This is a genomic window from Mesorhizobium sp. M0910, from assembly GCF_040319465.1.
Classification (GTDB): Bacteria; Pseudomonadota; Alphaproteobacteria; order Rhizobiales; family Rhizobiaceae; genus Mesorhizobium.
This window is the reverse complement of the sequence record NZ_JAMYNZ010000006.1, coordinates 440,338-465,042: the sequence shown is the minus strand read 5'-3', so window position 1 is coordinate 465,042 and position 24,705 is coordinate 440,338. Positions and strand designations below refer to the sequence as shown.

At 63.8% G+C, this 24,705-nt stretch carries 21 protein-coding genes; 13 read left to right on the top strand and 8 right to left on the bottom strand.

What is annotated here, in order from left to right; translation table 11 throughout:
- Positions 1-278: 278 nt before the first annotated feature.
- Complete coding sequence (locus NKH78_RS18200; RefSeq protein WP_352883400.1) at positions 279-695, bottom strand: hypothetical protein; 417 nt, start codon at positions 693-695, stop codon at positions 279-281.
- A 124-nt stretch (positions 696-819) separates the two neighbouring features.
- Positions 820-951, bottom strand: coding sequence for a type 2 periplasmic-binding domain-containing protein (locus NKH78_RS18195; protein WP_352649808.1), 132 nt, complete (start codon positions 949-951; stop codon positions 820-822).
- A gap of 167 nt (positions 952-1,118) precedes the next feature.
- On the opposite strand from NKH78_RS18195, the gene NKH78_RS18190 reads away from it, so the two are divergent.
- Positions 1,119-2,618, top strand: coding sequence for a helicase HerA domain-containing protein (locus tag NKH78_RS18190; RefSeq protein ID WP_352738601.1), 1,500 nt, complete (start codon positions 1,119-1,121; stop codon positions 2,616-2,618).
- Between the two features lie 227 nt (positions 2,619-2,845).
- Here NKH78_RS18190 and NKH78_RS18185 read toward each other — a convergent pair whose 3' ends face one another.
- Entirely contained in the window at positions 2,846-5,317 is a 2,472-nt protein-coding gene (locus NKH78_RS18185; RefSeq protein ID WP_352738684.1) for a PAS-domain containing protein, read from the bottom strand.
- A gap of 81 nt (positions 5,318-5,398) precedes the next feature.
- Positions 5,399-6,493, bottom strand: coding sequence for a branched-chain amino acid ABC transporter substrate-binding protein (locus NKH78_RS18180; protein ID WP_352649805.1), 1,095 nt, complete (start codon positions 6,491-6,493; stop codon positions 5,399-5,401).
- 407 nt (positions 6,494-6,900) lie between these two features.
- Between NKH78_RS18180 and NKH78_RS18175 the strand changes: the two genes are divergently transcribed.
- Both NKH78_RS18175 and NKH78_RS18170 read left to right on the top strand, forming a co-directional pair.
- On the top strand, positions 6,901-7,500 hold the full coding sequence (locus NKH78_RS18175) for an ANTAR domain-containing response regulator (protein WP_023676288.1): 600 nt from the start codon (positions 6,901-6,903) through the stop codon (positions 7,498-7,500).
- Between the two features lie 2 nt (positions 7,501-7,502).
- Complete coding sequence (locus tag NKH78_RS18170; RefSeq protein WP_352506994.1) at positions 7,503-8,741, top strand: CmpA/NrtA family ABC transporter substrate-binding protein; 1,239 nt, start codon at positions 7,503-7,505, stop codon at positions 8,739-8,741.
- Positions 8,742-8,985: 244 nt separating this feature from the next.
- Here NKH78_RS18170 and NKH78_RS18165 read toward each other — a convergent pair whose 3' ends face one another.
- Positions 8,986-9,114, bottom strand: a complete 129-nt coding sequence (locus NKH78_RS18165; RefSeq protein ID WP_280952097.1) for a hypothetical protein — start codon at positions 9,112-9,114, stop codon at positions 8,986-8,988.
- Between NKH78_RS18165 and NKH78_RS18160 the strand changes: the two genes are divergently transcribed.
- The 3 genes from NKH78_RS18160 (at position 9,101) to NKH78_RS18150 (ending at position 12,207) form a co-directional block, all read left to right on the top strand.
- Complete coding sequence (locus NKH78_RS18160; RefSeq protein WP_352506993.1) at positions 9,101-10,417, top strand: CmpA/NrtA family ABC transporter substrate-binding protein; 1,317 nt, start codon at positions 9,101-9,103, stop codon at positions 10,415-10,417. The two genes, NKH78_RS18165 and NKH78_RS18160, sit on opposite strands and share 14 nt — an antisense overlap.
- An 84-nt stretch (positions 10,418-10,501) precedes the next feature.
- Positions 10,502-11,398, top strand: a complete 897-nt coding sequence (ntrB, locus tag NKH78_RS18155) for a nitrate ABC transporter permease (RefSeq protein ID WP_352506992.1) — start codon at positions 10,502-10,504, stop codon at positions 11,396-11,398.
- Positions 11,399-11,409: 11 nt separating this feature from the next.
- Positions 11,410-12,207 (top strand): ABC transporter ATP-binding protein, encoded by a 798-nt coding sequence (locus NKH78_RS18150; protein WP_352479817.1) that lies wholly within the window; start codon positions 11,410-11,412, stop codon positions 12,205-12,207.
- Positions 12,208-12,488: 281 nt separating this feature from the next.
- On the opposite strand, the gene NKH78_RS18145 is transcribed toward NKH78_RS18150, so the two are convergent.
- Positions 12,489-12,680, bottom strand: coding sequence for a hypothetical protein (locus NKH78_RS18145; protein ID WP_352506991.1), 192 nt, complete (start codon positions 12,678-12,680; stop codon positions 12,489-12,491).
- A gap of 163 nt (positions 12,681-12,843) precedes the next feature.
- Between NKH78_RS18145 and NKH78_RS18140 the strand changes: the two genes are divergently transcribed.
- The 5 genes from NKH78_RS18140 to NKH78_RS18120 all read left to right on the top strand — a co-directional run bounded on the left by NKH78_RS18140 (position 12,844) and on the right by NKH78_RS18120 (position 20,465).
- Complete coding sequence (locus tag NKH78_RS18140; RefSeq protein WP_352738603.1) at positions 12,844-14,145, top strand: MFS transporter; 1,302 nt, start codon at positions 12,844-12,846, stop codon at positions 14,143-14,145.
- Between the two features lie 19 nt (positions 14,146-14,164).
- Positions 14,165-16,615: a nitrite reductase large subunit NirB gene (nirB, locus tag NKH78_RS18135; protein WP_352738605.1), complete on the top strand. Its 2,451-nt coding sequence runs from the start codon at positions 14,165-14,167 to the stop codon at positions 16,613-16,615.
- A 66-nt stretch (positions 16,616-16,681) separates the two neighbouring features.
- A complete protein-coding gene (gene nirD / locus NKH78_RS18130) occupies positions 16,682-17,011 on the top strand; it encodes a nitrite reductase small subunit NirD (RefSeq protein ID WP_352738607.1) in 330 nt (109 codons plus the stop codon).
- Positions 17,012-17,014: 3 nt separating this feature from the next.
- A complete protein-coding gene (locus NKH78_RS18125; RefSeq protein ID WP_352738609.1) occupies positions 17,015-19,876 on the top strand; it encodes a nitrate reductase in 2,862 nt (953 codons plus the stop codon).
- A gap of 103 nt (positions 19,877-19,979) precedes the next feature.
- Positions 19,980-20,465: a hypothetical protein gene (locus NKH78_RS18120; RefSeq protein WP_352738611.1), complete on the top strand. Its 486-nt coding sequence runs from the start codon at positions 19,980-19,982 to the stop codon at positions 20,463-20,465.
- A 26-nt stretch (positions 20,466-20,491) separates the two neighbouring features.
- Here the strand turns inward: NKH78_RS18120 and NKH78_RS18115 are convergent, their stop codons facing one another.
- Positions 20,492-21,523, bottom strand: a complete 1,032-nt coding sequence (locus NKH78_RS18115; RefSeq protein WP_352738613.1) for a hydroxyacid dehydrogenase — start codon at positions 21,521-21,523, stop codon at positions 20,492-20,494.
- A gap of 176 nt (positions 21,524-21,699) precedes the next feature.
- Here NKH78_RS18115 and NKH78_RS18110 point away from each other — a divergent pair, with 176 nt between their 5' ends.
- Positions 21,700-23,136, top strand: coding sequence for an aldehyde dehydrogenase family protein (locus tag NKH78_RS18110; RefSeq protein WP_352507006.1), 1,437 nt, complete (start codon positions 21,700-21,702; stop codon positions 23,134-23,136).
- 38 nt (positions 23,137-23,174) lie between these two features.
- Positions 23,175-23,756: a DUF1349 domain-containing protein gene (locus NKH78_RS18105; RefSeq protein WP_352506985.1), complete on the top strand. Its 582-nt coding sequence runs from the start codon at positions 23,175-23,177 to the stop codon at positions 23,754-23,756.
- A 40-nt stretch (positions 23,757-23,796) separates the two neighbouring features.
- On the opposite strand, the gene NKH78_RS18100 is transcribed toward NKH78_RS18105, so the two are convergent.
- The gene (locus NKH78_RS18100) at positions 23,797-24,549 is read right to left on the bottom strand and encodes an SDR family NAD(P)-dependent oxidoreductase (protein ID WP_352738614.1); all 753 of its coding nucleotides are present in this window, start codon (positions 24,547-24,549) and stop codon (positions 23,797-23,799) included.
- Between the last annotated feature and the right edge of the window lie 156 nt (positions 24,550-24,705).

Here is a 24,705-nt window from a genome sequence, read left to right as displayed (position 1 = left end):
ATCACCGAACACTCTCTCCACGGCATCAACACCTCCCGGCAAAAACCGAAAAGTGTTACCTATGTGTCCGGTACAAATCGTCACCTATGTCTCGGGCCGCTCATCCGCGAAAATCAGCAGAACGGCCGCCGGTCCCGGGCTGGCCGCCATCTGTCGCCGACCTAGCTGAGACAAAATGTATGGCTAGCCGACCTCGGCTCGCCGTCCATCTAAAATGGTGAGCCCGTGCCCGGTCTGGACCAGGCAGCGGGCTGAAACGACCGCTGAGCAAAACTCCGTTACTTGTTGCAGTTCTGCATATCCGACGTCATGGCGCCGCTTGGGGTGTTGTTGTCGGTGTCGTTGCCTGCCGTATCCTTGCAGCGGTCCCCCATACCGTTTGTCTGCGGCGTGGTGGCGTTCGTTGCATTCGGATCGATCTGGTTCGGCGAAGTGGTACTGGTCCCGTTGTTGCCGCCGTTGCCGGTGGTGCCCGTGTCGACGCCGGTATTGCCGTTCATACCAGTTCCGCCAGTTCCCGAACCGGTTGATTGTGCCATGGCAGATGTGGCCAGGCCGATAGCAAGTAGGGATGCAGAGAGAATTTTCATCATCTTAGTGTCTCCATCGAGTTGCATCGCTGGATCGCGATCTATACCCAACGAGAGTTTTTCCAGGATGTTCCGTTCGACAGAAATAGTGATCGATACAGTCATTCTGAGAGCTTTGTTGTTCGTCGTTTCGTGAATGGCGCCACGTCAGTGGGTAAAAGGCATGCCGCAAGCCGGTGTGTTGCCGGAAGCGCCAGCACCAGCGGCTCGTCGGGCAGGCCATGGACGATCAGCTCCGGGGTCGAGAGCGGGGATGCAGCACGCCGAGGTCGATCTCGCTGGCGGCGAGTGCTCTTTCCAGCAATGGCGAATTCATCCCGATGAGATCCACCTCGATCTCCGGATAACGGCTGCGAAACATCCGCACCGCCTCCTTATCGAATCGAAACGGCCCGTTTCATTCCAATCCTCTACGATCCTTGATCGTGAGCAGCATCCAGCCTGTGCGCAACACGGAGCGCTCTGCCATGGGCGCTCGACGGGCTGCCACCCCATTGGTAAGCCCTCTCCTTAAGGAGAGTCGAAGACATGACGGTTGCGATCGAGATGGGCCACACGAGCGCAGGTGCCCCGGCGGCACTGGATCTTGAGGAGCTGCTGGCGACGCGCCTTTTGGTGCAGGGCAATTCTGGCTCCGGCAAGTCCCACCTGCTGCGCCGGCTCTTGGAGCAGAGTGCGCCCTGGGTGCAGCAGACCATCATCGACCCCGAAGGCGACTTCGTGACACTGGGCGACCGTTTTGGCCATCTGGTGATCGACGCCGAGGAGCATACCGAGCGCGGCCTGCAGAGCGCCGGCGAGCGGGCGCGCATCCACCGCGTCTCCACGGTGCTTAATCTCGAGGGGCTCGACGCCGAGAACCAGATGCGGCGCGCCGCCGCCTTCCTCGGCGGGCTTTTCGAGGTCGCCCGCGACCACTGGTATCCGATGCTGGTGGTGGTGGACGAGGCGCAGCTGTTCGCGCCGGCGGTTGCCGGCGAGGTTTCGGACGAGGCGCGCAAGCTCTCTCTCGGCGCCATGACCAATCTGATGTGCCGTGGCCGCAAACGCGGGCTGGCCGGGATCATCGCCACCCAGCGGCTGGCCAAGCTTGCCAAGAACGTCGCCGCCGAGGCTTCCAATTTCCTCATGGGCCGGACCTTTCTCGATATCGACATGGCGCGCGCCGCCGACCTGCTCGGCATGGAGCGGCGCCAGGCGGAAGCCTTTCGCGACCTCGAGCGCGGGCAGTTCATGGCGCTCGGCCCGGCGCTGTCGCGCCGCCCGCTCGGCTTGCGCATCGGCCCGACCGATACAAGTCCGCGCCACGCGACCCCGCGCCTCATGCCGCTGCCGGAATCGGCGTTGGAAGATGCCCGCGCGATCATCCTGGCGGCCCCGCCGCCCGAAACCGTCCGGCCGCAGCGCCGGTCGTCGCCGGACCTGCTCGATCAACTGATGGCGGCAAAATCGGCGGCGCTGGAAATCCGCCCCGAAGCGGTGGAGCCGCCGATCAGCGCCGAGGACTTGGCGGAGCGGCGCGAGCGTGTCGACCGGGTGCTGCGCGCTGTGCTGGCGCAACCCGACGCGGGCTTCCGTGTCATCGGCGTGCTCTATCAGGAGTTCGTGGTCCGCTGCCGCATAGAGGGCCTCGCCTCGGTCGTGCCGGATCTGCCAGCGTTCCGCCGCATGCTGACGCGCGCCCGCGCCGGCCTCGGCTCCGACATGGCAGGCGATGACGCCTGGCAGGATGTCTCGGCGCGCGCCTCGCTGCTGCCCGAGGATATGCAGGGCGTGTTCATGATGATCGCCCGCGCGGCCAAGGAGGGCTGGCCCTGCCCGAGCGACGCGGCGATCGCCCGCGCCTATGGCTCGCACTCGCTACGCCGCGCCCGGCGCCTGCTGACCTATATCGAGGAGCAGGGGCTGATCGTGTGCCAGCTCGACGGGGTCGGAAGGCGGACGGTGACGCTTGTCGAACTGGCCTGGGCGACGGCGCCGGGCGATCCGAATGCGGCGGAGGCGGAGCAGGGGAGGGTGGCTGTTTGATTGGGGTGGTTTAGGCGAAAACTGACGTCGCTCAACATCAGCAAAGCGCCATATCCGGACCTTGCCAGTGATGCTGTGAATGTTAAGTCTCGGCTCCGATGCGGACGTTCCGCCCGAGTTCAAAGACTGACTGCGACCGTTCTGTGGCCTTCGCATCGACAGCGCCGATAAGCTGCGTCCCACATCCTACCCCTTGCGTCCATGGGAGGGTCGTTGTGAACCAAGCCCTACTGCCCGTGCTTGTGGGAAAGCCGATCCAGCGCGTCTCGAAGCGCAGTGGCGGCATCGCCACGCTCGTCAGCGGACATCAGCTCCGGTTCAAGTTCCAGCCTGAAGTGCGGCAGCTCGGTTCGAACGGCGCGACAAGCGCCGGCTAGATTGGCCTTCAGGTCGATGACGCGGTAGGTGGCGACGGGATAGGCGATCCCCTTGACCTGGACGTGCCCCATCTCCTCACAGTCGATCATGTCCTTCACTTGCGCAAACGTCTCGTAGGAAATGAGGACGGTCCCCGGTGGCGCCTCCTGTTCCAGGCGCGAGGCGAGATTCACGGCGCCGCCGATTATCGTGTAATCCATCCGGTCCTCGCTGCCGAAGTTACCGACAGTGCAGTAGTCGGTATGGATGCCGATGCGGCAGCGCAGCGGTGTCTCAATTCCAATGTCACGCCAGATTTCGGCAAGTTCGCTCATCCGCTTTTGCATGGTGAGAGCCATCTGCACACACGCCAGCGCGTCCTCCTTGACGCCGCGCGTCTCAGGGTCGCCGAAAAACATCAGGATCGCGTCGCCGACATATTTGTCGATCGTCGCGCCGTGATCCGAAGCAATTTTCGACATTTCCGTCAGATAGTGATTGAGGAGCTGGGTGAGATCCTCGGATTCCATTTTGTCAGTGGTCTCGGTAAAGCCGGCGATATCGGAGAAGCATATTGTCAGTTTCTTCCGCTGGCTGGCGATTCTAACGTCTTGGCGGCCGGCGAATATCGAGCTGTACACTTGCGGCGCCAGGTATTTGGCCAGCTTGCTGGAAAGCGCCTCTAGGGCCGTGGACTTCTCGGCGAGGTTCTCCTCCCTTTGCTTCAGCTCGGTGATGTCCGAATAGACGGCGACCGTGCCGCCGGCGCTGATCCGCCGCTCGCTGATCATGATCCATCGGCCGTCGCCTCGCCGCTGCACCCATGGTTCGCCAGGATTGCGGTGTCGCCACAGGCGCTCGGCAACCCACTCCTCGACCCGCCCCTCGGCGTCCCTGATGTAGCCGCGCTCGGCGGATCGGCGAATGATCTCCTCGAATGCTGTGCCAGGGGTTAGCCCGGTCTCCAGGCCAGCGTAAAGCAGTTCGCGGTAGCGGCTGTTGCTTAGGACAAGCCGGTCCTCTCTGTCATAGAGAGCGAAACCTTCGGAAATGCTTTCGATGGCATCGACTAGCCGCTGACGCGCTTCTGCAACGTCGCGCAGGTTCTTTTCCTCGACCTCGACAGCAGTATCCCGGAAGAGCCTCAGCGCTTGAGCCATGCGCCCGATTTCGTCACTGCCCGCCGCCGGCAGCGGCGCATGAAGGTTGCCCCCCGCAATCGCGAGCATGCCTTGGCTCACGGCCCCCAGTCGGGCGAGGAGGCTGCGGTCGACATAGAGCCAGACAACCAGAACCGAACTCAGGAGGCTGAGGAAGGCGGAGCCGAGCACAACCGCGGTGCCGTAGCGCTGGACGAGCGCGGCTTCGCGACCGGACGCAGCGATCTCCTGGTCTGCCATGGCGACCAGGCGATCGACGCCAGCGGTGAGATTGCGCGACAGTCGATTGTTCTCGGCCAGAAGCCTTTCGCCCTGTGCCAGGACAGCAAACTCGTCCTCCCGCGCCTTGCGGATGCTGTCCTCGCCGTCGGTCAAACCCTTGAACTCGTCGACACGCTGCCGGAAGCGGGTCCGCAGCTTTTCGTCGATCTCCGTGGAAACCTTTTCAAGAGCAGTGAGCGAACGGCGTAGCGGAAAAAGGATCAACGCCAGGTCGCCCGGCGTCGGCGCGTTCGCGACCTTTACCAGCGCGTCGTTGACCGCCGAGATCTCCAGCTGCGCCTTCTGCTGGGGGATGTAGGCCGCAATCGCCTGGACCAGCTCGGCCATCGCCGCTGCGCGTCGATCGGGCGACAGCGACGTATCGGCCGCGACCGCCCGCCATTGCGGGAGCCTGGAATCCATTACTAGGATGCCAGTGGCGACAAGGCGCTGGGCTCCGGTCGTCGTCGCGGCGAGGCGGTTCAGGAGCTCCTCCTTGCGGGCGACCACGTCGAGCCGGGCGACAACAAGAGAGTCGAGCTCCTTCAGGTTGCGCCTGAGAACAATCGCGGCTTCCTCGATCTCGGCCAAATGCACTGTGCCCAGCGTGGCATCCCGGAGGTCCGTGCGCAGGGCCTCGAGGCGGGACATCTCGAGCGCGACGGCAGCCGACACCTCGCTGTGCTGAGCCCTGCTTGTCGCTGCTAGCACCGATGGCGCGGCAGCAGCGACCCGTTCGGCCTGACGCGACAGCTGGAGGGAGGCGAGCGCCGACGGCACTCGATCCATGGTAATTCGGTCGACGACGTCGCCAACCTGGAGGAAGGCATAAAGCGCCGCAGCGGTTGCCAGCACCGCAAGGGCGCTGATCCCGAAAAAGGCGAGCAACAGCCGGCCGCGTATGCCGAGGCGTTCAAGCATCTCGGCGAGTCGGAACAGTCCGGCCACACTGGTCTGCATTAGACTAGACATCTCAGCCGGCACGCCGGCGATCAGCGAACCCTATTCAACCGGCACGTATTCCCCGCCGCGCCAGACGTACCAAACCCAGCTCTGCTTCGTGAGGTCGCCCTTGTCGTCAAAATCGACCCGGCCGATGACAGTGTCGAATTCCTGTTCGTGCAGTGCCGCAATGACGGCCTTCGGCTCCAGCGAACCTGCCTTCGAGACTGCCTGGGCCCAAACCTGGACCGCGCAGTAGCTCAACAGCGTGTAGCCCGCGGGTTCGAAATTCTCCGCACGGAACTGCTCAACGACCGCGGCCGCTTCGGGGCTTCGCCTCGGGTCCGCCGGGAACGTGAAGAGGGTCCCCTCCGCCGCGGGGCCGGCGATCAGGGCAAATTCCTCAGTCGCCAAAGCATCTCCGGATATGAGCTGAACCGTGTAGCCACTGTCGTGTGCAGCGCGAGCAATCAGCGCAACCTCGGCATGATACCCACCCACATATAAGGCGGAGACGCCGGCGGTCTGCAACGCAGCGACCTCGGCCGAATAGTCGTCCTTCCCGGGAATGTATGCGTCGTAAACGGCCTTAGTCACGCCCCGCTTGTTCAGCTGCTTCCTGGTCTCGTCGGCGAGACCCTTCCCATAGGTCGAGTTGTCGTGGAGGATCGCAATCTTCTTGTTGCCCCAGTGATCGGCAAGGTAGTTGCCGGCGATGAAACCTTGCGCGTCGTCGCGGCCAATGGTGCGAAAGACATTGGCACGTCCCTGTTCGGTCAGCTGCGGATTGGTCGAGCCTGGGGATATCTCAACGACGCCCGCCTCCTCGTACACTTTTGATGCGGGGATCGAGGCCCCGGAGCAATAATGCCCGACGACGAGCACGACCCCGTCAGCCACCAGCTTCTTGGCGGCCGCCACAGCTTGCTCGGGATCGCAGAAGTCGTCGACCGAGATGAGCCTCACCTTCTGGCCGAGCACGCCGCCCGCCGTGTTGACGTCGGCCACTGCCATCTCCGCGCCGCGCTGTCCCTGCTCGCCGATCCAGGCAAGCCGTCCTGTCATCGCAGCCGAGACCCCGACCAGCACCTCCGCCCGCGCGGAACTTAATACGGCCGCGAGAACTGCGATCGCTATGGCGATGATGCGATGCATGCGTGCATCCTCTGTCGGTAGCTTACGCCAATCCCGCCAGAGCCGACAGCCCCTTCGGCAAGCGCGGCTGTCTCGGGCTGTTATTGCAGCGCACACCCAATTTGGCGAAGCCATCATACACTGGAATGGCGTGTCATAACTCGTTCGCTGAGGTCGGAATCGCGCACGCGTTGGTCACGCCATAGGTCAGGCCGGTGCCGGGAAGGCCGGGATCTTGGCGCCTGAGGCGATCACCTACGCTGGTAAGACCTGCAGGCAGCCAGTGCCGATCAGGCGGGTGCCGGTGCCCGCGGCGTCAAGTCCGTCGCGCCGGCCGTCGCGTCCAGTGCCTCAGGCGGCGTCGGCTTTGTTTCCGTGAATCTCGCTATGCCGCATTGCACAATCGCCTCGCCTGCGCAAAATGCGGCATGATCCGCAAATCCCTCACTGTCCTGGTGATCGATGAAAACCACATCCGCGCTTCCATAATCGAAGCGGGACTGCGGGAGGCAGGGCATCAGCAGGTCACGGTCATCCACGACGTCGCCGGCATCGCGCGGCGGATCGCCGAGATCGAACCCGACGTCATCGTCATCGATCTCGAAAATCCCAACCGTGACATGCTCGAAAACATGTTCCAGCTTTCGCGCGTGGTGAAGCGGCCGATCGCCATGTTCGTTGACCGCTCGGACCAGGCGTCGATCGAGGCAGCGGTGGAAGCCGGGGTGTCGGCCTATGTCGTCGACGGCCTGCGCCAGGAGCGGGTCAAGCCGATCCTCGACATGGCGATCAGCCGCTTCAACGCCTTCTCGCGCATGGCGCGCGAACTGGAAGAGGCCCGCAGCGAGTTGGAGAGCCGCAAGGTGATCGATCGCGCCAAGGGCATCCTGATGAAGTCGCGCGGCCTGTCGGAGGACGCGGCCTACACGCTGCTGCGCAAGACAGCCATGAACCAGAACCGCAAGATCGCCGAAATCGCGCAGAGCCTGGTGACGGCGGCAGGGCTTCTGGATCCCGAGGAGAGTTGAGAATGGCGGCCGAGCACCGGATCAATGTTGGCTTCATGCCGCTCTTCGACAGCGCCATCCTTGTCGCGGCGAAGGAAATCGGCTTCGCCCTACGTGAAGGCATCGACCTGACGCTCAACCGGGAAACGTCCTGGGCCAACATCCGCGACCGCATCGCCATCGGCCATTTCGACCTGGCGCATATGCTGGGGCCGATGCCGATCGCCTGCAATCTGGGGCTGACGCCGCTCGCCTCCGACACCGTCGTGCCGTTCTCGCTCGGCCTCGGCGGCAATTGCGTGACGGTTTCGAACGCGGTCTGGGCCGGCATGGCCGCGCACGGCGCCCGGCCCGATCTCGATCCGGCGCGGGCCGGTAAGGCGTTGCGAGCGCTGATCCGTGATCGGGCGAATGGCGGCGGCGATCCGCTGCGCTTCGCCGTCGTCCATCCGCACTCCGGGCACAACTACGAACTGCGCTACTGGCTCGCCGCCTGCGGCATCGACCCGTCGCGTGAAATCGAAATCGTCATCGTGCCGCCGCCATTCATGGCCGACGCGCTCGCCGCCGGCAGGATCGACGGTTACTGCGTCGGCGAACCCTGGAACAGCGCCGCGGTCGTCGCCGGCACCGGCCATATCGCCACGGTCAAGGCGGCCATCTGGAAGACCAGCCCGGAGAAAGTCGTCGGCGTGCGCAAGGCATGGGCCGAAAGAGAGCCTGACGCGCTTTCGGCTCTGCTGCGCGCGCTGCATCATGCGGCGCGCTGGTGCCAGGACCCGGCAAACCGTGGCGAACTCGCGGCCCTGATGGCGCAGCCGGCCTTTCTCGGCCTGGCGCCGGCGCTGCAGATGCCGATCCTCAGCGGGCATCTGGCGCTCGGCGGCGGTGCCGAACTGAGCGTCGGCGACTTCTTTCTGCCCTTCAACAAGGCGGCGAACTTCCCGTGGAAGAGCCATGCGCTGTGGTTCTACACGCAGATGGTGCGCTGGGGGCATGTCGCGCACACGCCGGAAAACCTCGCTATTGCCCGCGACTGCTATCGCCCCGATCTCTACCGCTCGGCGTTGAAGCCGCTTGGCGTGGCGCTTCCCGGTGCCAATGCCAAGGTCGAGGGCGCGCTGAAGGCCGCGACCCCAGTTGGTTCGGCGGGGGCAAGCCTGGTGCTCGGTCCCGACGGTTTCTTCGATGGCCAGATCTTCGATCCCGACGAGATCGACGCCTACATTGCCGGCCAGAAATTGGCGCGCGCTGAAGCCTGATCATTTCCGCGCCATTCTTGTGCACTGCACAAAAAATGTGCGTGCAACTGCGCTAATGAACAATCTTTGGCTTGCTCGCCCGGCGGGCCGGGGCGCCGACGATTTTGGCATGCCGTTGATCTCATTGATGTTTATCATCCATTCCGAAACTGGCACGGTTCCTGCGTTGCAATAGGCAGACTCTTCTCGGGGTCACGGAATAGGCGTCCAATGGCGGGCGCTACAGGCAAAGCTGCCGCTCAGGTCAACACGCGATCCCGGATGGACGGACGCGCGCGGCCTGGCCGGCGGCTTTTTTGTTTTGATCGAACACGCAATCGACGGCGCCGATCCCAAGCCGCGCCCAACCGGAGATGACGATGACGAAACGCATCAAGAGCCATTCCGCCCAAACGGCGATCAGCCGCCGCGATTTCCTGAGGATCAGCGCGGCCACCGCGGCAACGCTGGCCGCGGCGCGTGCGCTGCTGCCCTCCGGCGCCTATGCGGCTACCGCCGTACCGGAAGTCACAGGCGCCAAGCTCGGCTTCATCGCATTGACTGATGCAGCACCGTTGATGATCGCCAAGGAGAAAGGCCTGTTCGAGAAATTCGGCATGCCCGATGTCGAGGTGCTCAAGCAGGCTTCCTGGGGGGCGACGCGCGATAATCTGGTGCTCGGCGGCGAAGCCAACGGCATTGACGGCGCCCATATCCTGACGCCGATGCCTTATCTGATGCACACCGGCAAGGTGACGCAAAACAAGCAGCCGCTGCCGATGGCGATCGTGGCGCGCCTCAACTACGACTGCCAGGGCATTTCCGTTGCCCAGGAATATGCCGCCACCGGCGTCGCCCTCGACGCCTCCAGGCTGAAGGATGCCTTCGCCGCCAAGCAGGCCGCAGGCAAGGAGGTCAAGGCCGCCATGACCTTCCCGGGCGGCACGCACGACCTTTGGCTGCGCTACTGGCTGGCCGCCGGCGGCATCGATCCCGACAAGGACGTCTCGACCATCGTCGTGCCGCCGCCGCAGATGGTTGCCAACATGAAGGTCGGCAACATGGACGTGTTCTGTGTCGGCGAGCCGTGGAACGAGCAGCTCGTCCACCAGGGCGTCGGTTTCACCGCCGCTACCACTGGCGAGCTATGGAAGGGCCATCCGGAAAAGGCGCTCGGCCTGCGCGCCGCCTTCATCGACAAGTATCCGAACGCCACCAAGGCGATCCTGATGGCCGTCATGGAAGCCCAGCAATGGTGCGAAGCCAAGGAAAACAAGGACGAGATGGCCGCCATCATCGGCAAGCGGCAATGGATGAACGTGCCGACCGCCGACATCATCGGCCGCCTCAAGGGCGACATCAACTACGGCAATGGCCGCGTCGCCAACGGCACAGATCTCTACATGAAGTTCTGGCAGGGCGGCGTGTCCTATCCCTTCAAGAGCCACGACAGCTGGTTCCTCGCCGAAAACATCCGCTGGGGCAAGTTCGCGCCGACCACCGACATCAAGGCGCTGGTCGCCCAGGTCAATCGCGAGGATCTGTGGCGCGAAGCGGCCAAGGATCTTGGTGTCGCCGCGGCCGATATCCCGGCGTCTTCATCGCGCGGCGTCGAGACCTTCTTCGACGGCAAGGTGTTCGATCCGGAGAACCCGTCCGCCTATCTCGACAGCCTGAAGATCAAGGCATCGGCCTGAACGGTGCAAACGGCGCTCGCGCCGTTTGTCGCCGCAAGCGCAACGGCGCCGCTTGTCGCCAAATGCCAAAGGAACATTCGAGAAATGTCTATCCAAGCCATCGAGGACCGCAAGGTGAAGCCGTTCCCCGCGCCTTCCAAGCCCGCCGAAATCATCGCCTTCACCGCCAGGGCGCGGCGTCGCTTCGACCCGGCCGCAATCGCAGGCAAGCTGGCCAGCACGCTGGTGCCGCCGGTCATCGTCGTCGCCCTCATGCTCGTCGTCTGGCAGGTCGCCTGTTCGTCGCCGACGGCCAGCCTGCCGCCGCCAAGCCAGGTCTGGAACGAGGCCTATGACCTGATCGCCCATCCGTTCTTCAACAATGGCCCGCAGGACATTGGGCTCGCCTGGCGGGTGCTGATCTCGCTGCAGCGCGTCGCCATCGGCTTTGGCCTTGCGGCGGTCGTCGGCGTCGCGCTCGGCGCTCTGGTCGGCCAGTCGATCTGGGCGATGCGCGGCCTTGATCCGGTGTTCCAGATTCTGCGCACGGTACCGCCGCTCGCCTGGCTGCCGCTGTCGCTGGCGGCGTTCCGCGATTCCAGCCCGTCGGCAATCTTCGTCATCTTCATCACCTCGATCTGGCCGGTGATCATCAACACCGCCGTCGGCGTCCGCAACATTCCAGAGGACTATCGCAACGTCTCCCGCATCCTCAGGCTCAACCAGCTCGAATTCTTCGTGAAAATCATGGTGCCGGCCGCGGCACCTTACATCTTCACCGGCTTGCGCATCGGCATCGGTCTGTCCTGGCTTGCCATCGTCGCCGCCGAAATGCTGACCGGCGGCGTCGGTATCGGCTTCTTCATCTGGGATGCCTGGAATTCGTCGCGGCTGCCCGACATCATCGTCGCACTCGCCTATATCGGCGTCACCGGCTTTTGCCTCGACCGCCTGGTCGCGTCGGTCGGCGTCTTCGTCACCCGCGGCACAACGGCAAAGTGAGGAGAGGGACGATGACGGCCTATCTGAAACTCGACCATATCGATAAATCCTTCATGCGCGGCGGCCAGGTCAGCGACGTCCTGAAGGACATAAGACTGACCATCGACAAGGGCGAATTCGTCTCGATCATCGGCCATTCCGGCTGCGGCAAGTCGACCTTGCTCAATCTAATCGCCGGGCTGACCAAGGTCTCGGCCGGCGCGGTTCTGTTGGAGGACAAGGAGGTCGACAGCCCCGGTCCCGAACGCGCCGTGGTGTTCCAGAACCACAGCCTGCTGCCATGGCTCACCGTGTACGAAAACATCAACCTCGCGGTATCCAAGGTCTTCGGCGGCAAAAAGAGCCGGGCCGAACGGCATGACTGGATCATGCGCAATCTCGATCTCGTGCAGATGGCGCATGCGAAAGACAAGCGCCCAGCGGAGATTTCGGGCGGCATGAAGCAGCGCGTCGGCATTGCGCGCGCGCTCGCGATGGAGCCGAAGATTCTTTTGCTCGACGAGCCGTTCGGGGCGCTCGACGCGCTGACCCGTGCGCATCTGCAGGACGCGGTGATGGATATCCATTCGAGGCTCGGCTCGACGACGATCATGATCACTCACGATGTCGACGAGGCGGTGCTATTGTCCGACCGCATCGTCATGATGACCAACGGGCCGGCGGCCACCATCGGCGAGGTTCTTCCCGTGCCGCTGGCCCGGCCGCGTCGGCGCATCGAGCTTTCCTCCGACCGCACCTTCCTACGCTGCCGCGAGGCGGTGCTGAAATTCCTCTACGAACGCCACCGCTTCGTCGAAGCCGCGGAGTGAGGCCATAACGGGCTAACGCGTCATCATCATTGGAAATCTGCATCGGCAATGGGCAATCTACCGCATTGCACAAATATTATGCTGCTGTGCAAGGCATCTTGACTAATCTTTGATCCGCTGCCGAGCTTGGTCAAAAGTCGCGCGGCTGCGGTTCATATTGATTTCATTCGATAATTAAGAGCGCTGTCGAATTGGCACGCTTCCTGCTTTCCAAAATGTAAGGCCCGCAAGGGCCAAGTGACACGGCGTCCAATGGCGGGCGCCACAGGCAAAGCTGCCGCTCAGGTCCACACGCGCTCCCGGAATCCCGGACGCGAAGACCTGGCCGGCGGCTTTTTTGTTTTGACGCAATCGACGGCGCTGGTCCCAAGCGGCGCCAACCGGAGACGACGATGACGAAACGGATCGGAACTGGCGCGTGCCTCGCGGAATTCACGCGCCGCCATTTTTCTGGCCAGCAGCGTGCTGTTCACCGCCGCGCTCGTGCTCTTTCCCGCTGGCGCCAAGACTGACGGCAAAGGTTTCCAGTGACCGTGCACAGCTCGGTTTCAACCAGTTCGCCGATGCTGCGCCGCTGACAGTCGCGAACGAACAGCCAAGGGCGGTGCCTCCCTCGCCGCAAACCGGAGCCAGAAAATGACCGCAAATCTCCCAGCCGCGCGCAGCCAGGACACTGCTCCCCGGCAGGCGCTTGTGATGTCCACCATCGCCTTCACCGTCTGCTTCGCGGTGTGGACGATCTTTTCAATCATCGGCGTGCGCATAAAGCAGGAGCTGGGGCTGAACGAGACGGAGTTCGGCCTGCTCGTCGGCACGCCGATCCTCACCGGCTCGCTCGTGCGCATGGTGCTGGGTGTCTGGACCGACCGTTTTGGCGGTCGGCTGGTATACACCGCGACCATGCTTGCGGCGGCGGTCGCGACCTTCCTGCTCGCTTTTGCGCACACCTACGGGCAGATGCTGGTCGCTGCGCTAGGCGTTGGGCTCGCCGGCGGTTCCTTCGCCGTCGGTGTCGCCTATGTCTCGCGCTTCTTCCCGGCCGGCAAGCAGGGTACGGCGCTTGGCATTTTCGGTGTCGGCAATGTCGGTGCCGCGGTCACCAAGTTCCTGGCACCGTTCGTGCTTCTCTCCTGGGGCTGGCAGTCGGTCGCGCTGATCTGGGCGGCAGCACTTGTCGTCATGGCCGCCGTCTTCTGGTTCACGACCGGCGACGATCCGGTCATTCGCGAGCGCCGCGACGGCAAGGCTGCACCCGCGAGAAGCTTCTTGCAGGAATTCGCGCCGCTCAAGAACCTGCAGGTCTGGCGTTTCGCCTTGTATTATTTCTTCGCTTTCGGTGCATTCGTGGCGCTGTCGCTGTGGCTGCCCCGCTACCTGATCGGCGTCTACGGCTTCGGGCTTGCGACCGCCGGCATGATCGGCGCGGCCTATTCAATTCCGGCAAGTATTTTCCGCGCCTATGGCGGCGTGCTTTCCGACCGGATCGGCGCCCGCACCGTGCTCTACTGCACCTTCGCTGTCAGTGCCGTCGCGACTCTCGTTCTGTCTCTCCCCTCGGCAGACTACGTCGTGCGCGGTATCAGCGGGCCGATCGCCTTCCATTTCGAGATCGGCCCGCTCGCCTTTATAGCCGTGGCCTGTGTGCTCGGCTTCTTCATGAGCCTTGGCAAGGCCGCCGTCTACAAGCACATCCCGGCTTACTATCCGCAGAGTGTCGGCGCGGTCGGCGGCGTTGTCGGCATGATTGGCGGGCTCGGCGGCTTTATCCTGCCAATCGCCTTCGGCGTGCTCAACGACCTCACCGGCGTCTGGTCCAGCTGCTTCATGCTGCTCTTCGTCATCGTCGCCACCTGCTTTGCCTGGATGCATTTTTCCATCCGGCGGATGGAGCGCACGGCGTCTGCCGAAGCTTCAGGCCTTTCCTACGCGGCTGAGTGAGAGCGGAGTGGATCAGGACATGACCGAGAAACTCGTCATCATCGGCAACGGCATGGCCCCCGGGCGCATGCTGGAGCATCTCCTGGAAAAGGCGCCTGGGCGCTACCAGGTCACCATCTTCAACGCCGAGCCGCGCGTGAACTACGACCGCATCATGCTGTCGCCGGTTCTGTCGGGCGAAAAGGCCTATGAGGAGATCATCATCCATGGCGACGGCTGGTACATCAAGCACGGCATCACCCTCTACAAGGGCCACAAGATCGTCGCCATCGACCGGCAGGCAAAGACCGTCACCTCCGATCATGGCGTGACCGAACCTTATGACAAACTCGTCATCGCCACCGGCTCGGTGCCGTTTATCATTCCGGTGCCCGGCCATGACCTGCCGGGCGTGCTCACCTATCGCGATCTGGACGACGTCCGGGCCATGATGCTTGCCGCCCAGTCGCGGGCCAAGGCTGTCGTCATTGGGGGCGGCCTGCTTGGGCTCGAGGCGGCAGCGGGCTTGAACTCGCAAGGCATGGACGTCACCGTGCTGCACGTCATGCCGACGCTGATGGAGCGTCAGCTCGATCCGGCCGCAGGCTATCTCCTGCAGCGTGCCGTCGAGCAGCGCGGCATCAAGGTCATCACCAAGGCCAACACGCAGGCGATCACCGGCAACGGCAAGGTCGAGCGGGTGGAGCTTGCCGACGGCACCGTCATTCCCGCAACGCTCGTCGTCATGGCGGTGGGCATCAGGCCGAACGCGGTGCTGGCAAAAGAAGCCGGCATTGCCGTCAATCGCGGCATCGTCGTCGACGCCGGCATGCGCAGCAACGACCCGGACATCTACGCAATCGGCGAATGCGCCGAGGTCAACGGCCAGGTCTACGGGCTGGTCGCGCCGCTCTATGAGATGGCGCGCGTCGCCGCCAGCCAGCTGGCTGGGAACGAGGCGGCAGCTTTCGTCCATATGGACACGCCGACCAAGCTCAAGGTCACCGGCATCGAGCTGTTCTCGCTCGGCGACTTCGCCGAGGGCGAGGACCGCCAGGAGATCGTGCTGCGCGATGCCGCCGCCGGCGTCTACAAGCGCCTGGTGCTCAAGGATGACCGCATCATCGGCACTGTGCTTTATGGCGAGACGGCGGACGGCGCCTGGTTCAACGACCTCAAGAAGAAGCAGACCGACATATCCGAGATGCGCGACACGCTCATCTTCGGCCAGTCCTACCAGGGAGGCGCCCCCCTGGACCCTATGGCGGCCGTTGCAGCCTTGCCGGATGATGCGGAAATCTGCGGTTGCAACGGCGTATGCAAGGGAAAGATCACCGGCGCGATCACGGCCAAGGGCCTGACCTCGCTCGATGACGTGCGCGCACACACCAAGGCGTCGGCTTCGTGCGGTTCCTGCACCGGATTGGTCGAAAGGCTGATGGTGCTGACCATCGGCGACAAATACAACCCCGCGGCGGTCCAGCCGATGTGCAGCTGCACCACGCTTGGCCATGACGAGGTCCGCCGGCTGATCAAGGCCAAGGGCCTGAAGACCATTCCCGCCGTCATGCAGGAGCTGGAGTGGAAAACCTCCTGCGGCTGCGCCAAATGCCGGCCGGCGCTCAATTATTACCTCGTCTGCGACTGGCCCGACGAATACGCCGACGATTACCAGTCACGCTTCATCAACGAGCGCGTCCACGCCAACATCCAGAAGGACGGCACCTATTCTGTGGTGCCGCGCATGTGGGGCGGCGTCACCAACGCCGCCGAATTGCGCGCCATCGCCGACGTCGTCGACAAGTTCGACATCCCGATGGTCAAGGTCACCGGCGGCCAGCGCATCGACATGCTCGGCATCCGCAAGGAAGACCTGCCGGCGGTATGGGCCGATCTCGGACAGGCCGGCTTCGTCTCCGGCCACGCCTATGCCAAGGGGCTGCGCACGGTGAAGACCTGCGTCGGCTCCGACTGGTGCCGCTTCGGCACGCAGGATTCGACCGGCTTGGGCATCCGTATCGAAAAATTCATGTGGGGCTCGTGGACGCCGGCCAAGGTCAAGATGGCGGTGTCGGGCTGTCCGCGAAACTGCGCCGAGGCGACCTGCAAGGATGTCGGCGTGATCTGCGTCGACAGCGGCTATGAGATCCATTTCGCCGGCGCCGCCGGCCTCGACATCAAGGGCACCGAAGTGCTTGGCCAGGTCAAGACCGAGGACGAGGCGCTGGAGCATATCGTGGCGCTGACGCAGATGTATCGCGAGCAGGGCCGCTATCTCGAGCGCATCTACAAATGGGCCAAGCGCATCGGCATCGCCGAGATCAAGCGTCAGATCATGGACGATGGCGAGAAGCGCAGGGCCTATTTCGACCGCTTCGTCTTTTCGCAGAAATTCGCGCAGGTCGACCCGTGGTCGGAACGTGCTTCCGGCAAGGACAAGCATGAATTCCGGCCGATGGCTTCGGTCGGCTTTGCGCAGGCGGCGGAGTAGGCGCGTGTCCCCGAAAAGTGGAATGCGGTTTTCGGACAAGAATACCCGCAAAGGAGGAATGGCCACATGAATTGGGTATCGATCGGCTCCCTGTCTGACATTCCGCGTCGCGGTGCGCGCTGCGTCGCAACGCCCGAAGGCAAGATCGCCGTCTTTCGTACGGCCGACGATCAGGTCTTTGCCATTGATGACCATTGCCCGCACAAAGGTGGGCCGCTCAGCCAGGGCATCGTCCATGGCACGGCGGTGACCTGTCCCTTGCACAATTGGGTGATCTCGCTGGAGACAGGCAAGGCGCTTGGCGCCGACGAGGGCGCGGTGCGCACCATCACGGTGCGGATCGACGGCGAGCGGCTGTTCATTGCGCTGGAAGCGCTGGCCAGCCGCGCGGCGTGAACCATGCAGATTGATGAAGCGCGCGAGGTGAGGACCACCTGCCCCTATTGCGGGGTGGGCTGCGGCGTGCTGGCGAAGGTCGCCGCGGACGGTGAAATAACCGTTCGTGGCGACCCGGACCACCCGGCGAATTTCGGCCGGCTCTGCTCCAAAGGCTCGGCGCTGGCCGAGACCACCGATCTCGAAGGCAGGCTGCTTCATCCGGAAATCCACGGTCGCCGCACCGGCTGGGACGAAGCGCTCGACCTCGTCGCCTCGACCTTCTCGCAAACCATTGCCGAGCACGGCCCCAACGCGGTCGCCCTCTACGTCTCCGGCCAGTTGCTGACCGAGGACTATTACGTCGCCAACAAGCTGATGAAAGGTTTCATCGGCTCGGCCAATATCGATACCAATTCGCGCCTGTGCATGGCATCGTCCGTCGCCGGCCACCGCCGCGCCTTTGGCTCGGACACCGTTCCGGGAAATTACGAGGATCTGGAACTTGCCGACCTGATCGTGCTGGTCGGCTCCAATCTCGCCTGGTGCCATCCGGTGCTCTACCAGCGCATCGCCGCGGCCCGGGAAAAGCGGCCCGAGATGAAGGTGGTGCTGATCGACCCACGCCGCACCATGACGTCAGACATCGCCGACATGCATCTGGCGATCGCGCCCGATGGCGACGTCGCTTTGTTCGCCGGTCTGCTCGCCTATCTCGGCCAGCACAACGCGTTGGACCGCACCTATATCACGGCACACACCACCGGCTTCGGGCAAGCGCTTTTCGCCGCCTCGGCGCTCGACCTGGCCGGCATCGCTGCGGCCACCGGCCTTGGCGAGGATGAACTGGGCCGCTTCTACAGTCTGTTTGCCGCGACGGCGAAGACGGTGACCGTCTACAGCCAGGGCGTGAACCAGTCGTCTTCGGGCACCGACAAGGTCAGCGCCATCATCAACTGCCATCTAGCCACCGGCCGCATCGGCAAGCCCGGCGCCGGGCCGTTCTCGGTGACCGGCCAGCCCAACGCCATGGGCGGCCGTGAGGTCGGCGGCATGGCCAACATGCTGGCCGCCCACATGGAGATCGAAAACCCCGAGCACCGCAACCGCGTGCAGCGCTTCTGGAACGCGCCAGCCGTCGCCGAAAAACCCGGCCTGAAAGCGGTCGAGATGTTCGAGGCGGTGGCCGACGGACGCATCAAGGCGCTGTGGATCATGGCGACCAACCCCGTCGATTCGATGCCGGATGCCGATGCCGTCGAAGCGGCGATCAAGGCCTGCCCGTTTGTCGTGGTGTCGGACGTGCTGGGCGAGACCGACACGGTCCGCCACGCCCATGTCCGGCTGCCGGCGGCGGCATGGGGCGAGAAGGACGGCACCGTCACCAATTCGGAACGCCGCATCTCGCGCCAGCGCGCCTTTTTGACCACACCCGGCGAGGCAAGAGCCGACTGGTGGATCATCGCCGAAGTGGCCAAGCGGATGGGTTTTGGCGAGGCGTTTTCGCATGTGTCGCCGGCCGACATCTTCGCCGAGCACGCGGCGTTGTCGGCATTCGAGAATGATAGTGCTCGCGATTTCGACATCGGCGCTTATGCCGATGTGGATGCAGAGACCTATGAGGAGTTGGCGCCATTCCAGTGGCCAGCGCCGAGCCAAGCCACCCCCCTCTGGCCTGCCGGCCATCTCCCCCGCAAGGGGGGAGATCGGCTATCATCAGGGCCTTCGCTAATCTCCAATGCCGCAAGGGGAGAGCCGGCGCCAAAGCTGCCAATCTCCCCCCTTGCGGGGGAGATGGCCGGCAGGCCAGAGGGGGGTGCTCAGGCTGAAAGTGAAAAAGACTTGGGGGTTCAGGCAAGACGAGCCTCACTTACCACCCGCTTCTTCGCCAACGGCAATTTCTACACGCCCGACCGGAAGGCGCGCTTCATTGCCATCCGCCCAGCCGCACAGACCCGCACCAGCCTGGACTACCCGTTGGTGCTCAACACCGGGCGCGTGCGCGACCATTGGCACACCATGACGCGGACCGGCAGGAGCACGCGCTTGTCGCAGCACATGGCCGAACCGTTCGTCGAAATCCACCCGTCGGATGCGCAGCACTTCGGCATCGGCGATGCCGAGATCGTCCGCGTCTCGACTGCCCATGGCGAGGTGCTGGTCCGCGCCCTGGTGACGGTGCGTCAACGCCAAGGCTCTGTATTCGTACCGATGCACTGGACCGATCAGTTCTCCGCCCGCGCGCGCGTCGATGCATTGGTCGCGCCGACGACCGATGCGATTTCAGGCCAACCGGCCTCGAAGAATGTTGCTGCCCGCATTGAGCGGTTCGCCGCCACAGCCTTCGGCTTCGCCGTGCTTGCCGAACGGCCCGCATCGATCGACGCCGATTACTGGAGCCTCGCCCGCAGCCCCGCCGGCTGGCGGCTTGAAATTGCGCTGCAGGACAGCCGCGACTGGACCGGGTTGGCCGCCGCGCTGTTAGGCATGGAAGGCGAGACGCTCGCCTATCACGACATCGCCGGCAGGCACCATCGCTTCGCCCGTTTCGCAGGCAATCGGCTGGTCGGCGCGCTCTATCTTGCGCCTACGCCGGTAGCGGTGTCGCGCGGCTGGGCGGTCGAACAACTTGGTGCTGACCATGCCGATCGGCAGGCGCGACTGGCGATTGTCGCCGGGCGGCCGGGCGGCAACAGCGTCGACCGCGGTGCCATCGTCTGCGCCTGTTTCGGGGTCGGTGCCAACCAGATCGCGGAAGCGGTACGCGGCGGCTGTACCAGCGTCGCGGCAATCGGCGCCGCCCTTCACGCCGGCACCAATTGCGGCTCTTGCCGCGCCGAGATCAAGACCATTATCGACGGGCGGCGTCTGCAAGCTGCGGAGTGATGCGCCGAGGAACTCTGCCGCGCCGCCGCATGATGCTTACTAGCAATTTACAAACCATGGGCTACCAACGTTCTGACTTCGATTCGCTCGGAACGGGAGCCTCATGAGCAAAGCCCTGACCTCATTCGCGCTTGCCGCCGTGCTGACGGCCTTGCTGATGGCGCTCAGCCTGACGGTGGCCAGGCATGGCTATCCCTATGGCGCGATCGGCGCCAAGCGCTTGAGCGACGTCGCCGATGCGGGGAGGTTCATTCCGCTCGCGGCGGTCTATTTTTTCAGCGCACTCCTGATGATGGTTCTGCCGATCAGGCTCGCCGGCATCGTCCTGACACATGCCGCCGATGCGATCTTCTGGACGGTCATCGTGTTGTTTGCGGTCATCGTTGGATGTCTCGCCGCGAGGTTTGCTTTCGGTCAGCGCGATGTGCTCCCGGCACTGCTGAACTGGCGGTTCCTGTTTGTCGCAGCCGTCGTCGGATGCCATCTCTTCATCAACGAGCTGCGCCGCAACATCCTGTTGCGAAGCCTGTTCTTCGTCGTCTTCGCCGCAGCGACACTGGCCTGCCTGTTTTGGTCCTTCACCGTCTGAGCATGTGCGACCCGTCGGCAGGCGGCTTAATTCTTGTCGACCGGCTTTGAGCGCATTCGCGAAACGGTCTCACGCTCGGCCCGCTTCGAACGCATCGGCGGCAGGCCGCGGTCGACCAGGTCCATGTCTTCCAGCACCATGTCGCCCATCCGCTTGAAAGCCATGTCGAGCGCGCCAGCCCGGTGGGCGGAGCGCAGGAACCCCGGCAATGTGCGGACCGGGTGATCCTGGGCCAGCGGCTCCTCAGGAAAAACATCGCTGGCGGCGAGAATATGGCCGCTGCGGACAGCATCCATCAGTGCCGGGAAATCGACCACGCCGGCTCGGCTGAGCAGGATGAAAGCGGCTCCCTTGCGCATCTTGGCAAACGCCTCGGCGCCGAGGAAGCCCTGGTTTTCGCTAGTCACCGAAGCGACGACGAAGACGAAATCGCTGTTCGACAGAACGTCGTCGAGAGAGGCCGGCTCGACGCCGTTTTCGATCAGGATCGACGGCGGCAGCCACGGGTCGAAGACTTTTGTCCGCGTGCGAAAGCCCGACAGCAGCCGGTTGAGCGCACGGCCAAGATCGCCGAAGCCGATGATGCCGACGTCCGCGCCGGAAAGAAGCCGCGCCGTCCGGTTGCTGTCGCCGCCCCAACGCTCCTTGCCCTGTCGAAAGGCGAGGTCGGCGTCGACGATGTCACGGGCGAGGTTGAGGGCCATGGCAAGGCCGAGTTCGGCCACCGGTTCGGCAAACACCAGCCCGGTGGTGACGACATGGATGCCGCGCGAAAACAGCGTCTCGTAGGGCATGTTGTTGATGAGGTTGCTCTCGACATTGAAGATGCAGCGCAGCGCCTTCATTTTTTCCAGCGTCTCCGGCGCGATAGGTGGCTGGCCGACGATGTAGCGCGCCTCGCCAAGGATATCGGCCGGCAGCGCCGCCACCGCTTCGGGCGATGTTTCGACGATGCGGTATTTCGATCGAAAGTTCGCCAGCGCGGCCGGCGTGAAGATCAGGTCGAGCGTGCGCGGTTCGGGTGCGCTGATCACCAGGGGCAAGGCACTGTCGGACATGATACTTCACCTCCCGTGCGATCCGCGTCGCACCACACTAGAATCGTCTTTTCCCGCCCCGACACCTATCACATGCCTGTCGAGAAGGAGAAGTTTGCCTTCTTCGGCCTTGCGGTGCGGCGGTCGGTGGTCCAGATAGACGGCGATCGAAAGACGACAAGGAAGACAGCGACATGATCCCGTTTCGAAAGAACCTCATCGATGGCGAGTGGGTAGGCGATGCCGGCTCCCGCAACATCAACCCGTCCAATCTCGACGACGTGGTCGGCGAATATGCATCGGGGGGCGCGGAGCACGCTCGGCAGGCCATCGCGGCGGCGAAAGCGGCATTTCCGGCATGGTCTCGATCGGGCCTGCTGGCCCGCCATGCGGTGCTGAGGAAGACGTCGGACGAGATCACCGCGCGGAAAGATGAAATCGGCCGGGCGTTGGCGCGCGAGGAAGGCAAGACGCTGGTCGAGGGCATCGGCGAGACCGTGCGGGCCGCCCAGATATTCGATTTTTTCGCCGGCGAGGCGTTGCGCCTGTCGGGCGAGCTGGTGCCGAGCGTGCGGCCCGGCGTCGGCGTCGAGATCACCCGCGAAGCGGTCGGCGTCGTCGGCATCATCACGCCGTGGAATTTCCCGATCGCCATTCCGGCTTGGAAAATCGCTCCGGCGCTGGCCTACGGCAACACCGTCGTCTTCAAGCCGGCGGAACTCGTTCCGGAGAGCGCCTGGACTATTGTCGACATCCTGCACCGCGCCGGGCTGCCCAAGGGTGTGCTCAATCTGGTCATGGGCAAAGGTTCGGTGGTCGGCCAGGCCATGCTCGACAGTCCTGACCTCAACGCGATCACCTTCACCGGATCGGTCGGCACCGGCAAACGCGTCGCCGCCGCCAGTGTCGAGCACATGCGCAAGTTCCAGCTCGAAATGGGCGGCAAGAACCCGCTTGTAGTGCTCGACGATGCCGACCTTGCCGTCGCCGTCGACTGCGCTATCAACGGTGCCTACTTCTCGACCGGCCAGCGCTGCACGGCGTCGTCCCGGCTGGTGGTGACGGACGGCATCCACGACCGCTTCGTCGAGGCGCTCAAGGACCGCATGGCCAAGCTAGTCGTCGGCGACGCTCTCGACGCCAAGACCCAGATCGGGCCGGTTGTCGACCAGAGCCAGCTCAAACAGGACGAAGACTATATCGCCATCGGCCGTCAGGAAGGTGCGGACCTTGCCTTCGGTGGCGAGCGGCTCGATCGTGAAACCCGCGGCTTCTATTTGCAGCCGGCGCTGTTCACCGAAACCACCAACGCCATGCGCATCTCGCGCGAGGAGATTTTCGGACCGGTCGCCAACGTCATCCGCGTCAAGGATTATGACGAGGCGCTGGCGGTGGCCAACGACACGCCGTTCGGGCTGACGTCCGGTATCTGCACCTCGAGCCTCAAGCATGCCACGCACTTCAAGCGCAATTCGGAAGCCGGCATGGTCATGGTCAACCTGCCGACGGCCGGCGTCGACTTCCACGTGCCTTTCGGCGGACGCAAGGGATCGAGCTACGGCCCGCGCGAGCAGGGCCGCTATGCCGCAGAGTTCTACACCACGGTGAAGACCGCTTACACGTTTGCCGGCTAAGAAAAGGCGGCAGACCAGCCAGGCAGGCGAGCAAATCGATGACATCTGAGAATACGGCCCTGACCTGGCTCAATCCGCCGCCGCACCACGCCTTCGGCAACAATACGGTGCATGTACGGACCGGCAAGGAGACCGACTTCTGGCGCGAGACATTCTACGGCTTCTGGCGCGACAATGGCCATTTCCTCTATCGTGAGGTCGAGGGCGATTTCAGCGCCGAAGTCACGGTCAAGGGGCACTATGAGGTGCTTTACGATCAGGCCGGGCTTATGGTCCGCCTGAGCGAGACGCACTGGATAAAGGCCGGCATCGAATACACCGACGGGCTGACGTATTTTTCCGTCGTCGTCACCAACGATGCCTCCGACTGGTCGCTGGCCAGCATTCCAGCCGACCCCGACGGGGTCAGGATCCGCCTGACCCGCCATGCCGAGACGATCCGCGTCCAGTATCTGGACGCGTCCGACAAGCACTGGAAACCGGTGCGGCTTGCCTATTTCCCGCCGTCGAAAACGGTCGATGTCGGCATGATGTGCTGTTCGCCGCAGCGCGAGGGTTTCGAAGTGACATTCAGCGATTTTTCGATCGGCCCGCCGATCTCGCGGGAGCTTCACGACTGAGGCGCCGCGATGCCGTCGGGCGGTTTGCGTCGGGCCGGCCTCAGTAGGTCGCCCGGCCGCCGGAGACGTCGAAGACGGCAGCCGTCGTGAACGAGCATTCCTCGGAGGCGATCCAGCAAATCAGCGCCGCCACCTCCCCGACCTCGCCGAAGCGCGCCATCGGTATTTTGGACAGCATGAAGTCGATGTGCTGCTGGCTCATCTGCTGGAAGATCGCGGTGCGCACAGCCGCCGGCGTGACGCAGTTCACCGTCACCTTGGTCTTGGCCAGTTCCTTGCCGAGCGATTTGGTCATCCCGATCACCGCCGCCTTGGAGGTGCTGTAGGCCGAGGCGTTCGGGTTACCTTCCTTGCCGGCAATCGAGGCGATGTTGACGATCCTGCCGTAATTGCGTTCGAGCATATGCGGGACCAGCGCCTTGTTGCAGAAGAAGACGCCGTTGATATTGATGTCGATGACCCGGCGCCAATCCTCTACGGAATACTCCCAGGTCGTCATGTTAGGCCCGGTGATGGCAGCACTGGTGACAAGGATATCGACCGCGCCCAGCGCTTCGATAGTCTCTCCTGCGGCGGCTTCGACCGCTATGGGGTCGGCGACGTCGAGGGTGACGCTGTGCAGGCCTGTAACAATGGCCTTGGCCTGCTCGATCTGAGCGGCATCGCGATCCCAGACCGAAACACGTCCGCCTTCGTCAGTGATCCTTTGCGCGACGGCCAGGCCGATGCCTGAGGCGCCGCCGGTGATAACAGCGGATCGTCCGGCAAATCGTCCCGCGAAACTCATCGGCATGTCGTCTTCCTCCCAATCGGCGGCGAATGTGAAGTCAACGGCGGACAAGTTCAAGCACGGACTCGCAGCCTCAGAACAGCTTGTGATGGGCCAGCACCGGGCAATTGGACGGCACTGCCTCCTGGCCAAATCGTCGCGTCCGGTATTGCGAGAACT